We start from the raw sequence: 13297 nt of genomic DNA, 5'->3' as shown, positions 1-13297 counted from the left end.
GCTTTAGGTTTTGTGGTGGGGTACGCGCATAACGAGCGCGTACATCACCGGCACCACCACTAGCGTAAGCAAGGTGGCAAAGCCAAGGCCGAACATGATGACCACGGCCATGCTGACAAAGAAGTCATCAAACAGCAGCGGAATCATACCGACAATGGTGGTTACCGCTGCCATCATGACGGGGCGTACGCGACTAACGGCTGCGTCTTCGAGCGCTTGCAGCGCCGGCTTACCGGCCGCAAGTTCAACGCGAATTTGCTCCAGAAGCACCACACCGTTTTTGATCAACATGCCGCTAAGGCTTAAGAAGCCAAGCAAGGCCATGAAACCAAAAGGTTGCCCGGTTAACGCTAAGCCAAGAGTCACCCCGATGATGCTTAACGGAACCGTCGTCCACAGCACTCCCGCCTGACGAATCGAGCTGAACAACAGCACGGTGATAATGAACATCACTACGAAGGCGAAAGGCAGCGCTTGGAAAATGGCGCCGGTGGCTTTTTTCGACGCCTCGAACTCACCACCCCATTCAAGTTGGTAGCCGGTGGGTAGGGGAATCGCTTCGATGTCTGGACGAATACGCGCAAGTACCATCGCCGCGGTTTCTTCGCCAAAGATGTTGTGATCGGCCATAACGGTTAGGGTGCGCTTACGATCACGGCGCAAAATCAAATGGTCTTCAGCAACCAGTTGCATGTCATTGACCACCTGCGCTAACGGAATGGAGCGCTGTAAGGCTTGCGAATAGACCTGCAACTCGTGCCAATCGGCAATTTCGCGGCGTTCTTCCAGCGGGGCTTGCACCACGATAGGTAGTAGCTCGGTACCGTCGCGGAACACACCGACGGTTTGCCCGCTAAAATTACGTTTCAGTACGTCATTAACGTCGGCCTTAGTGATGCCGAGACGCCGTGCCGCTGCCTCATTAAACTCAGGTTGTAAGACTTTGGTCCGTTGCCGCCAATCGTTGCGGAGGTTATACACGCCGCTGTCTTGCGCCATGATCGCTTCGGCCTGCGCGGCCAATTGATGCAACACTTGCGGATCTGGGCCACTGAAACGGGCTTCGATCTTCGCTGTTTGTGACGGCCCCATTTCGACCGGCTTCATTTTAAACTCGACGTCCGGCTGCTCCTGTTGAATGTAGTCCGTGAGCGCTTCGTCGATTTGCCGCAGTTGCGCATTGTTGTCGGCACGTAAAATCAATTGGGCGTAACTTTCGTACGACTTTTCGACCATGTAGGTGAGGGTAAACCGCGGCGCACCTTGGCCGATGGTACTGGCGACATAACTGAGTTCAGGGTGTTGTTGCTTTAGGTAGTCTTCCAGCTTGGAGACTTGCTCCGCCGTGCTTCGAATATCCGTGCCTTGGGGATACCAAACGTCAACAAACAGCATTGGTGTTGTCGACGGCGGAAAGAACGATTGTTTGATGGTGGTAAAGCCGACGCCAGCTAAGACCAGCAAGGACAGCATGGCCAGCATTGTGGTCTTACGCCAGTTAAGAAAAACATGCAGAAAACGTCGATAACCACGGAAAACCCAGTGTTGATAAACGTGATCGTCATCTTCAGGTTGCTCTTTGGCACTGCGCGCGCGGGCATCGCGGCGGTAGAGAATATTGCCTAAGAACGGGGTGAGCGTAATCGCTGTGAACCAGCTCAACAATAACGAGATAAACAGCACCCAGAACAACGAATTGGCGTATTCGCCACTGGCATCTTTGGATAAACCGATGGGCGCAAAGGCAATAACCGCGACTGCGGTGGCGCCCAACAGCGGCCAGATATTTTGTTGCACAATGACGCTGGCAGCTTGGATGCGCGACAATCCACGTCGCACACCCACTAACATGCCTTCGGCAATGACAATGGCGTTATCGACCAGCATACCTAGCGCAATGATCAATGCGCCTAGCGACACCCGCTGGAGCTGAATGTCGAGCAAATACATGAAGATAAAGCTGCCGAGTACGGTAATGAGCAAGACACCGCCAATCAGCACACCGCTACGCAAGCCCATGGTCAGCAGTAGCGCCACCACAACAATAGCCACGGCTTCGGCTAAGTTCAGCAGAAAGTTTTGCACCGATGCATCGACTTCCGCCGGCTGGTTGTAGATGTAATCCCACTGCATACCGATCGGTTGCGCGTATTTGAGCTCTTGCAGGCGGTGTTCGACGCGCTGCCCAACCTCAACCACATTTACATCTGGGGCAAATGAAATGCCCAGCCATAGCGAAGGCTCACCATTAAAACGTACCAAGTGGCCTGGGATCTCCTGGTAATCGCGGGTGACGGTCGCAACGTCCTGCAAGAGAATGCGCTCGTTGGCGCCGGGATTACTGATCATCAGGTTGGCGAGGTCTTCGACCTTATCAAACTCGCCAGTGGTATGTAGGCGAATACGCTCGCCCCCGCTGAGTACACGGCCAGCATCGCTCACGGCATTTTGGGTTTGCAGTAAGTTAATGACCTGTTGAGGGGCAATGCCAAAGTTCGCCAGTTTGTTGCGCGAGATCTCAACAATAACTTGTTCTTGTTGTTCGCCAGCTACGGTGACTTTGCCAACACCGTCGACCAGCACCAATTCGCGGCGCAGAAAATCCGTGTAGTCTTTGATGTCATCGTAGCTGTAGCCCTCGCCAGTAATCGCCAGCATGATGCCATAGACGTCGGCGAAATCATCCCGCACCATGGGTTGTCCAGCGCCTGGCGGCAAGCGGCGGGTCACGTCATTCACTTTACGGCGTAGCTCATCCCAAATTTGCGGCATGTCATCAGCGCGCAAGGTGGTCTTCATATCCACGGTAATTTGGCTCAAGCCGGGCTTCGAAATAGAACTCACATGGTCAATGTTACCCAGCTCTTGAATGGCATTTTCAAGACGATAGGTGACTTCTTCTTCAACCTGTTGTGCAGTAGCGCCGGGGTAGGTGGTAATGACCATCGCTTTTTTCAGGGTAAACTCTGGGTCTTCAAGGCGACCAATGTTGGTGAGTGCTAACACACCGCCAACGAACAGCAGAATCAACAGCATCCAACTGGTGGTGCTCCGCCGAATACTAAAACGTGCGATATCCATTACAGACCTCGCTCCTTCACCCAAGGGCGAACTTTTTGGCCGTTCTGCAGGGCATGCACCCCAGCGACGACAATTTGTTCACCTTCACGTAGTCCGTCAACGACTTCAATGGAGCTACCGGTGACGCTACCGGTGGTGATGTTACGTTGTTGCACCTGCTCACGTTCGGCATCGTAAACCCACACCTTGGGTTGCGCTTGTGGGGCGTCAGTGAGTTCTGAAAATACCGCGCTGGTAGGTATGTAGACGCCTTGCGCCGGTGCGTTTGAGACCGCTGCGGAATCTACGCGCACCGCAGCTGACATGCCGGGTAAGACATTGAAGTCTGTCGGCGTCGGCATGGTGAAGACGACTTTGTAGGTGTTGGTCGCAGGATCAGCGGTAGAGTCCCACTCTTTCAGTTGGGCTTTATAAGTCCGTTCAGGTTGCGCGGTAAAGCGTACTTCTGGTTGATAGTCGGTGCGGCGCTGCACTCGTGCAAACAGCTGTTCGGGCACATTGATACTGATGTCGATGGCATCGTCCATTTGTAAGGTGGCAATCGGGCGTTGCGGCTGCACGGTTTCATGTTTCTCGACAAAAATATGAGCGATGGTACCGGCGAAAGGTGCGCGTAATTCAGTGTATCTAAGATTAGTTTTGGCGGTCTCAAGGTTCGCTCGTGAAACCTCGAGATTGGCTTTGACTTCATCAAACTGCTGCGGCGAGATCACGCCTTCATCAACCAGGTTCTTGGTGCGTTGGAATTGCGCGTTGGCAAGTTCATAGCGTGCTTGTGCTTGATCGACCACCAGTTGATAGTCGGTCGGATCAAGTTTAGCGATTAAATCGCCTTGCTTCACTTGCACGCCAGGTTGCCCTGGGAATTCGGTAATTTCACCCGCTACGCGGAACGCCACCTGTGCTACTTGAGCGGCTTCGATGACTGCGGGGAATTCGCGAAAGCGCTCGCCGTTGTTGCTACCTACGGTGAATAATTTGACGGGCTGCACCGTTGTTTCAGCTTCCTGCTGCGCGGGCGCTTCGCTACAAGCTGCCAGCGTAAGTGCGCTGAGCAACATTAATAAGCTGCGGACCATGAGCTTCCCCTTCATTGGTTGAGCGATGAAATTCAATGCTTGTAAGTTTAGCGGGTAAAAATGTAAAGTAATACTGAATAAAAATTAAAAAGAGCATAAGAAACATTTAAGATTGATGCTTGCTGTTTGGTAGCCCGTGGTTCTACCACGGGTCACACCTGACGTTTCAACCATGCCCGTTCAATTCGGGCTCCCCCGTGGTAGAACCACGGGCTACGCACAAGTCGAGCACCGCGATGAAACTAAGTCAGTTAGAAATGCTGGTATTACTCGCCGAGACCGGGTCCGTCCAAGGGGTTTCCGAACGCATGCACCGCACCCAAGCGGCCGTGAGCATGGCGTTGAAGACCCTTGAAGATGACGTTGGTTTTCCGCTGTTTGACCGCAGTGGCTATCGCTTGACGCTATCGCCACGCGGGCGGCAGTTTCTGCGCCAAGCGCGTGAAGTAGTGAAGCAACAGCAACGCTTGCATTCCTTGGCTGCGCAATTGCAAACGGGCGCCGAACCGCAACTACGGATCACCTACGACTATACCTGTGCGCCGTCGGTGCTGTTTGATGCGATGAAAAAGGTGCAGGATGCTTTTCCGGCAACCGAATTGCTGCTCAGCGGCGATTCGCAGTTGCGCGCCTTGCGCCGTATTCGCGAAGGCGAGGCAGAGTTAGCATTGTGTCCGTGGTTGCCGATTTTTCGTCAGCATGGTGATTTTGAAACCGTGCGGGTGAGGCCGTTTGAATTGTTGGTCGTCTGCGCACCGACGTTGCTGGCGGGCTTGCAGTTGGCTGAGTTGCAGCGCCATGACCTGTTGGAAATGCCCATGCTGATCCCGCAGGATCAAGACATCGGTATTGATCTCGATAAAATTATGCGCATGCCGGGCCAGCAAAGGATCCGCGTAAATGATTCGATTACGCAACGCGAGTTATTGCTGGCAGGCATGGGCTGGGGCATCATTCCCGGCGACTTGGTTGGTGACGCACTACAACGTCATGCGCTTGAACGCATAGATATTCCGGGTTTTATGACCCATGTGAACTTAGAAGTTCACCTTGTCCGCTCCGCTGAACGTATCGCTGGTCCAGCGGAAGAGCTTATTTGGCGTCATTTTAGTGACGCCTCGCTTATAAATACGCACGCGCCTTAAAGCTTGGCAACAACGTGGTGATGGCGTCGACACCCCACAAGCTAACTTTCTTCGTCGCTTCGCTGGCGCTGGCGAGCAACGCATAGCCTTGCAACTCAACGCCGGTGCGAGCCAGTGCCGCGGCGACATCGGCGTCACGGCTGACAATAAGATCGGCCATCATATCGTCTTGCATGATTTGAATATCCTGCGCGATACTGCCGGCGAAATTATCGGCTTGGTAAGTGTACTTATACACTTGTTGCGCTTTCACTGTTGGTTGGCGTGGCGCATCTTGCTCGCTAGTGGTATTGGCCATTGCGCTGGCGCTAAAGCCGAACACTAGAGCAGCGGTACATAAGGTTTTTACTACTTTGTTAGTGAGTGTTTTCATAGTTAGGTCCCCCCGTTTGACCTACCTATTAAGATAGCTGCGAAGTGTGAAAAGTTTATGTCAGCTGCATATTTTTTCGTCACCAAGTGTAACCAGATGTAAAACCTAACTGCGATGTTTGCTATTCGCTGTTCGTTCTTTGTTTAAATCAAACAGCAAACAGTTCGTAGCCCGTGGTTCTACCACGGGTAACGTCCGAATTGAACCAACATGGTGAAAACGTCAGGTGTGACCCGTGGTAGAACCACGGGGTACAGAATATTCACGCTGTTTATGCCAAAGATTATGCTTTATGTCGCTGTATGAATTTTAATTGCCCGGCAAAACCCCTATAATTGCGCCCAAAATTGACACCCCCAAGTTTCACTCGCATAGCAAAGTAGAGGTAATCTGTGCTGCAAGACTATCGTAAGCATGTTGAAGAGCGCGCTGCTGAAGGCATCCCACCGAAGCCGTTGACGCCAGAGCAAGTCGCTGATCTCGTCGAATTATTGAAAAATCCACCGGCTGGCGAAGAGCAATTCTTGGTTGAATTGTTATCTGAGCGCGTGCCTCCTGGCGTTGATGAAGCAGCTTATGTGAAAGCTGGTTTTTTATCAGCCATCGTTAAGGGCGAAGTTGCTTGCCCTGTAATCAGCAAGCAAGATGCGGTGAAGTTGCTAGGTAATATGCACGGCGGCTACAACATCGTGACCTTGGTTGACTTGCTCGACGACGCCGAGTTAGGCGAACTAGCAGCCTACGAACTGAAGCACACCTTGCTGATGTTCGACGCTTTCCACGACGTTGAAGAAAAAATGAAAGCTGGCAACGCGCTAGCGAAAGAAGTTGTGGAATCGTGGGCGGCAGGTGAGTGGTTCACTGGTCGTAACGAAATGCCAGAGCAAATCAAAGCCACCGTATTTAAGGTCACTGGCGAAACCAACACTGACGACTTGTCACCTGCGCCTGATGCTTGGTCGCGCCCGGACATTCCGTTGCACGCCAAAGCAATGTACAAAATGCCACGCGAAGGTGTTACCGACGCCGCTAAGCAAATCGAAGAATTGAAAGAAAAAGGTCATCCAGTAGCCTTCGTTGGTGATGTTGTCGGTACCGGTTCTTCACGTAAATCAGCAACCAACTCAGTGTTGTGGTACATCGGTGAAGACATGCCAGGTACGCCAAACAAGCGTGCTGGCGGTATCTGTATTGGTGGCAAAGTTGCGCCAATCTTCTTCAACACCATGAAAGACGCTGGCGCGTTGGTATTCGAAGCCGACGTTGAAAAAATGAACATGGGTGACGTGATCACCATTTATCCGTACGCGGGTAAAATCGAAAACGAAGCGGGCGAAGTGATCGCTGAGTACGACTACGCATCACGCGTCATTCTTGACGAAGTGCGTGCTGGCGGTCGTATCAACCTGATCATCGGTCGTGGTTTGACGGAAAAAGCCCGTGAAGCTTTAGGTATGGGGCCTTCGGACTTGTTCTTGAAGCCTGAGCAGCCGGTTGATTCTGGCAAAGGTTTCACCCTGGCGCAGAAGATGGTCGGTAAAGCCTGTGGTATGGAAGGTGTACGTCCAGGCACTTACTGTGAACCGAAGATGACTACCGTAGGTTCGCAGGATACCACCGGGCCAATGACCCGTGATGAACTGAAAGACTTGGCGTGTTTAGGCTTTACCGCCGACTTGACCATGCAGTCGTTCTGTCACACCGCAGCGTATCCGAAGCCAGTGGATATCGACACTCAGCACACTCTGCCAGATTTCATCATGAACCGTGGCGGTGTTTCTTTGCGTCCGGGCGACGGCATTATCCACAGCTGGTTGAACCGTATGTTGTTGCCAGACACCGTTGGTACTGGTGGTGACTCGCACACGCGTTTCCCGTTAGGGATCTCGTTCCCAGCAGGTTCAGGCTTGGTTGCTTTCGCAGCGGCTACAGGCGTTATGCCATTGGATATGCCTGAATCGGTATTGGTGCGTTTCAAAGGCGAAATGCAGCCGGGTATCACGTTACGTGACTTGGTCCATGCGATTCCTGCATTCGCTATCAAAGAAGGCCTATTGACCGTTGAAAAGCGTGGCAAGAAGAATGCTTTCTCTGGCCGTATTCTTGAAATCGAAGGCCTTGATCACCTAACCGTTGAGCAAGCGTTCGAACTTTCTGACGCTTCAGCCGAGCGTTCAGCTGCGGGTTGTACCATCAACTTGTCAGAAGAATCAGTAGCAGAATACCTGCGTTCAAACATCACCATGTTGCGTTGGATGATCAATGAAGGTTACGGCGATGCACGTACCCTTGAGCGCCGTGCGCGTAAAATGGAAGAGTGGTTGGCTGAGCCGTCACTGATGCGTGCCGATGCTGACGCCGAGTACGCTGAAGTGATTGAAATCGATTTGGCTGACATTAAAGAGCCGATCGTGTGCTGTCCGAACGACCCAGACGACGCGAAGTTCTTGAGCGAAGTAGCGGGCGATAAAGTTGACGAAGTCTTCATCGGTTCGTGCATGACCAACATCGGTCACTTCCGTGCGGCAGGTAAACTGCTCGAGAAGAACTCTGACGAGCTGAATACCCGTTTGTGGATTGCGCCACCGACGAAGATGGACGAAGCGCAATTGCGTGAAGAAGGTTACTACAACATTTACGCGAACAACGGCGTGCGTACTGAAATGCCAGGTTGTTCATTGTGTATGGGTAACCAAGCACGGGTTGAAGCTGGCGCGACAGTATTGTCGACGTCGACGCGTAACTTCCCGAACCGTTTAGGTGATGGTGCTAACGTTTATCTGACCTCAGCAGAACTTGCTGCAGTCGGCGCGATTTTAGGCAAGCTGCCAACACCTGCGGAATACATGGAATACGCAGCCGACATCAACTCGATGGCGGGCGAAGTTTATAAATACTTGAACTTCGACCAAATGGCGGACTTCCGTGCTGCGGAAGATGCTGCGAAGCAGAACATTATTCCGACCATTGAAGTTGCTTAAGCAGCATTAATGGGAAGCAAAATGTGAAGCAAAAAAGGAGCTCAATGAGCTCCTTTTTTTAATCGAGCTCGAAAATAAACCGAGTCGTGCGATCGGAAGTGACAACGGTTTCACCTTCATGCAGGCGCGGGGCAAAGCGCCATTGTTGCATCGCAGCAATGGCTGACTCAGAAAACAACTTATGTTTAGAGTCTAGAATTTCAATATTGCGTACCCAGCCCATTTCATCGATGTCGTAACGTACAGTGGTCACGCCTTCGACACCATTGTGGGCAAAGGGCCTTGGATATTCAGGCGGCACGCGGTATAGCGGCGTCGGGTCGCGTTCATCTTGCACTCCATAACCCATTTGCGAAATCGCTAAGCAGTGCTGAGTTGCTTCATCACTTCGACCTTGTTGCTCAAGTAGCGCAACCAACCGCGCATGGCTCATATACTTCGCGTCCTGCAGTGCTGCCGGTAGACTTTCAGCGTCGTGGGCGGCGAGCAGCGTAAAAGCTTCAAGTGCTTGGTCGTGTTGTTGGGCCGCTTCGAAGTAACGCCCGGCATGAAAGTTCGCCAACAGCGTTAAATGATGTTGCGAACCAAACTGCGCGCTGGCTGTTTCCGCGAGATCGACCAGATCGTGACTCGAACGACTGCCGATACGTAGCATATGTGCTGCGGCTTCAATCCTTAGTTCGAACATTGCCGACGGTTGCTCGGCGGTGTTCGTTTCGGCAATAGCGATGATTTCATCGTAGTAGTCGTTGGCGGTGTCTAGGTCACTTTGTGAGCTCAATGTATTGAGTGCTACAAGCAGTGCCACTGTGCGTTCTGGGTCATTGGCGTCATAGAAGCTGCGATAGATTTTAACGACTTCCTCGGCGAGCAGTTGTGACGTTCGACTACGTAATGTATGCGCATCGACGACATTTAAATAACTGAGTTTCAAGTTCGCAGTATTGATGTGATCTGTACCAAAATAGCGTTCACCGCTTTGATAAGCATCCTCGGCGAGTTGTGTTAGTTCAACTGCATTCGCATCCGTTTGTAGAGCTTCTTGAAAGGCTGCATAGCTCTGTTGAAATTGTTCCTTGCCATTGTTGGCATGGGCCGAGGAGACGATGAAACAAAGCATCAAAATGATACCCAAGCACCCGCGCATAGTACTGCTCCCATGAATGTAAACTATTTGTTTCGAGAATAACAAGGCCACGGTATTGCCGCAAGCACCTCTATATTTCGGTAAGGCGAGGATCAGTTTGGTTGGTGTAGAGCGTGTTTAACACCGCTGAAAAAAATGGCGCGTTAAGGGAATCATTGATCACGTCGGTGTGTACAAAATTTGCTTTAGCATTGATCTCAATCAGCGTGGGCTTGTGGTTTTTGTCGAACAGTAAATCAATACCCAGTAAACCATATTCTGTAGCTGAACTTGCCTCGATAAAATTGGCGATAACAGGCTTTAATGTTTGTATGGCCTTTTTCAACTTTTCGGTCTTTTTAGAAAAGTGGGGTAGTTCAGACATGCGCATCATTTTTACTGCGCCATCGGCATCTGCGTACCCGCTGTGCTCGACTTGGGTTAGTGAGTCGGTGGCATTCGGAGCATAGGGCACCCCATGAATCATCACGAAGCCATCGTCATAGAGATAGACCTTGTTATTAAAGACGAAGACATACGCACGTGCGGTGTACTTGCGTTCGTTCATTAATTCGATATTCGTAACTTGTTCTTGAATAATATGACTGCGGGGCAGCTCAAAGGTTTTCAGTTCTTCATGGGTGAGACATTGAATGCCTTTTCCACTGGTTGAATAAGTTGGTTTAATAAACCAAATCTTTTCATGCGCGCCCGCAGATTTAAGCGCGTCGCTGGTAGAAAAATACGTTGCAGGGAAGAGTCCGTCGATGCCTAACGCCGTAACCTTTCGGGCAATATTGCCTTTGTCATCATGCTCTTGAATCGTTGGGTAATGAAGCAATCGAAAAAAGTCATTCGTTATTTCGGCATGTTCCCCGTAATAATTATCCCAATAACTAAATGGGCGAAGATACGAGAAAAATAAAAGTTTGCCTGCTATTTTAGTAAATGCAGCGTCAACTATATTGCCTGCTCGATTGACAATAATCTTTGGTTGGGCAGTCATGTTTTTCTATTGCTCTGTGGACAATAATGCAACATGCTAGGCAATTATACGGCGGCAAGCAACCGAACGTTTCTACATAAGATTGATATAAATAAAATAAATAAAAGGAAATTAACGATGGAAAACGTACAAGAGACAACCGTTATTACTGGCCCAAGTAAAGATGAGCGAACGTTTGCAATGTTATTGCATCTTTCCCAGTTTCTCGGTTACATCATTCCGTTCGCGGGCTTTATTGCTCCGCTCGTGATGTGGCTCATTAAAAAAGATGAGAGCGCCTATATCGACGCACATGGAAAAGTCGTTTTTAACTGGGTTATTTCGGCGTTTATCTGGGGCATTATCGGGTTCATTCTAACTTTCGTGGTTGTGGGCATCTTTTTACTTATTGCCTTGGCTATTTGCCATATCGTCTTTGCTATCGTGGGTGCGATTCGAGCTAACGACGGCATCATCCAAAACTATCCGCTGACGATTAAGTTTTTCCGCGTTTAAATCGGTCATTACTATCAGAAAGCCCAGATCAGAAAAGCCCAGACGAGTGTTCGCTCGCCTGGGCTTTTTGTTAGTAGCCAACAGCACCATCTTTTACAACTGCGAATCAATCCAGTTGCGGATTTCGGTTTCAAGGACGTCGAGCGGGATGCTGCCATTTTTCAGTACTTGATAGTGGAATTCGCGCAGGTCAAATTTGCCACCCAAGGTTTCTTCGGCTTCGCGACGTAATGAGCGAATCAACATTTCTCCGAGTTTGTACGATAATGCTTGGCCTGGCCAGGTGATGTAGCGATCGATTTCGGTGCGCACGTTGTGCAGACTTAATGCGGTGTTTGAGGCCATAAAATCCATGGCTTTTTCACGACTCCAGCCCATCGAGTGCATACCGGTGTCGACCACCAAGCGCGCGGCGCGCCACATTTCGTAACTTAAGCGACCAAAGTTGCTGTACGGGTCTTGGTAAAAGCCCGCTTCTAACCCCAACCACTCCGAGTACAAGCCCCAGCCTTCACCGAACGCAGAAATGTAGGTTTGTTGGCGATACGAAGGCACACCTTCCATTTCACGTGCCAAGGCATTTTGCAAATGGTGGCCAGGCACTGCTTCATGCAAGGTTAAGGCTTCCAATTGATACAGCGGACGACGGTCTAGGGCATAGGTATTCACCCAATAGAAGCTAGCACGGTCATCGCGCGAAGTACCAGCGTAGCGTCCGGTGGTATATTTCGGCGCGATTTCAGCAGGTACCGGAGCAACTCCATAAGGCTGACGCGGCAACAACTTAAAGAACTTCGGTAGCTCACCGTCCATGCGCTTAGAAATATAAGAAGCTTCTTTGAGTAGTTCTTCGGCAGTCTCTGGATAAAACTGCGGATCTGTCCGCAAGAACTCAACGAAAGCGTCAAAATCACCTTCAAATCCAGTTGCCTCAATGACCTGCATCATCTCGTTCCGAATACGAGCGACTTCAGTCAAGCCTCGCTCATGGATTTCTTTGGGCGTTAACGCCAACGTCGTAAAGTGCTCGATACGATTCTGGTAGTAGGCATCCCCATTCGGCAAAAACGAAGCACCGATGGTTTCGCGACAGTTTGGCAAGTACTCCATCACCATAAAGTCGAAATAGTCTTGGTAAGCTGGAATCACTTGCTCATCAATGACTTGTGCCGCAGTGGCTTGTAACGCCGCCCACTGTTCGTCGTTAATGAAATTCGGTTGCGTTTGCAGTGGCTCGTAGAACACGCTTTCTTCTGGCGCTTGCACGATGAAGGCGGCAATACTGTCTTCGAAGCCTTCCATCGAGGCGCGTGGCTGAGTGTAGCCCTCAGCTAAGCCGCGTTCTAGCCACGCGGTTTGCTCTGCCATGTAGCGTGGGATCGTACCTAATTTGGCGACGTAATTTTGATAATCGTCATAGCTACGCAGTGCGGTGTTGCGCACCATAAACGACAATGAACTATGGAAGCCACCTTCAGCGTTTAGCGGCATGTAATGTTCGTTAAAGTCGTAGGCGTCGACATCGTTTTGCAGACGATAGGTGAGCATGCGCCAGTTAATGTACTCTTGTCGAGATAATGCTGAGGTATCAATAGCCTGCAACTCATTTAACCAACCGCGTTGCTGTTCCGCACGAGCGGCGAGTGCCTCAGGAGTCATTGACGGTAGGCTGGCGTCGGAGTCCTCACTACCTACCGGATTCTGCATGCCTTCCCACACACGGGTGGCAACCTCGGTAAAGCGCGCATCTTCGTTGACCGCCTCGATGGCTGTAGTATTGCTGCCACTAGAGGTAGGGCTTGAAGTTGCGGCACAGCCGCCCAAAAACATGGCCAGTGAGGCAGCCACTAATGTAGTTGTAAAACGCTGTGAAGCACCCATAATAACTCCGCTTAATTTATGATTTTTTTCGTAAAATATTTGCTAAACTGAAAACCATTGTATGCCAGTGAGGCGCAAGCGCAACAACCTTGCGACCAGTCGACTGCATTCCACGAACAGCGAAAAAGGA

At 50.8% G+C, this 13297-nt stretch carries 9 protein-coding genes; 3 read left to right on the top strand and 6 right to left on the bottom strand.

Annotated elements, in window-relative coordinates; genetic code table 11:
• Positions 1–3: 3 nt before the first annotated feature.
• Positions 4–3081 carry an efflux RND transporter permease subunit gene (locus tag CWI70_RS06350; RefSeq protein ID WP_126771555.1) on the bottom strand — a complete coding sequence of 1026 codons (3078 nt, stop codon included), beginning with the start codon at positions 3079–3081 and terminating at the stop codon, positions 4–6.
• Positions 3081–4160, bottom strand: coding sequence for an efflux RND transporter periplasmic adaptor subunit (locus CWI70_RS06345; protein WP_126771554.1), 1080 nt, complete (start codon positions 4158–4160; stop codon positions 3081–3083). The genes CWI70_RS06350 and CWI70_RS06345 overlap by 1 nt, the downstream gene beginning before the upstream one ends.
• Positions 4161–4396: 236 nt before the next feature.
• On the opposite strand from CWI70_RS06345, the gene CWI70_RS06340 reads away from it, so the two are divergent.
• Positions 4397–5305: a LysR family transcriptional regulator gene (locus CWI70_RS06340; protein ID WP_126771552.1), complete on the top strand. Its 909-nt coding sequence runs from the start codon at positions 4397–4399 to the stop codon at positions 5303–5305.
• Here the strand turns inward: CWI70_RS06340 and CWI70_RS06335 are convergent.
• Positions 5283–5678, bottom strand: coding sequence for a hypothetical protein (locus CWI70_RS06335; protein ID WP_126771550.1), 396 nt, complete (start codon positions 5676–5678; stop codon positions 5283–5285). The genes CWI70_RS06340 and CWI70_RS06335 overlap by 23 nt on opposite strands.
• A 392-nt stretch (positions 5679–6070) precedes the next feature.
• Between CWI70_RS06335 and acnB the strand changes: the two genes are divergently transcribed.
• Positions 6071–8659, top strand: a complete 2589-nt coding sequence (gene acnB / locus CWI70_RS06330) for a bifunctional aconitate hydratase 2/2-methylisocitrate dehydratase (RefSeq protein WP_126771548.1) — start codon at positions 6071–6073, stop codon at positions 8657–8659.
• A gap of 58 nt (positions 8660–8717) precedes the next feature.
• Here acnB and CWI70_RS06325 read toward each other — a convergent pair whose 3' ends face one another.
• Positions 8718–9806: an energy transducer TonB gene (locus CWI70_RS06325; RefSeq protein WP_126771546.1), complete on the bottom strand. Its 1089-nt coding sequence runs from the start codon at positions 9804–9806 to the stop codon at positions 8718–8720.
• 70 nt (positions 9807–9876) lie between these two features.
• Complete coding sequence (locus tag CWI70_RS06320) at positions 9877–10791, bottom strand: ATP-grasp domain-containing protein (RefSeq protein ID WP_126771544.1); 915 nt, start codon at positions 10789–10791, stop codon at positions 9877–9879.
• A 117-nt stretch (positions 10792–10908) separates the two neighbouring features.
• Here CWI70_RS06320 and CWI70_RS06315 point away from each other — a divergent pair, with 117 nt between their 5' ends.
• Positions 10909–11286, top strand: coding sequence for a DUF4870 domain-containing protein (locus CWI70_RS06315; RefSeq protein WP_126771542.1), 378 nt, complete (start codon positions 10909–10911; stop codon positions 11284–11286).
• A 93-nt stretch (positions 11287–11379) separates the two neighbouring features.
• Here the strand turns inward: CWI70_RS06315 and CWI70_RS06310 are convergent, their stop codons facing one another.
• Positions 11380–13167, bottom strand: coding sequence for a DUF885 domain-containing protein (locus CWI70_RS06310; RefSeq protein WP_241967834.1), 1788 nt, complete (start codon positions 13165–13167; stop codon positions 11380–11382).
• Between the last annotated feature and the right edge of the window lie 130 nt (positions 13168–13297).

Origin of the sequence: Pseudidiomarina homiensis, assembly GCF_003987225.1 — a bacterium.
Lineage (GTDB): Bacteria > Pseudomonadota > Gammaproteobacteria > Enterobacterales > Alteromonadaceae > Pseudidiomarina > Pseudidiomarina homiensis.
Note: the sequence above shows the minus strand (reverse complement) of the source record. Positions and strands in the feature narration are given on the sequence as shown.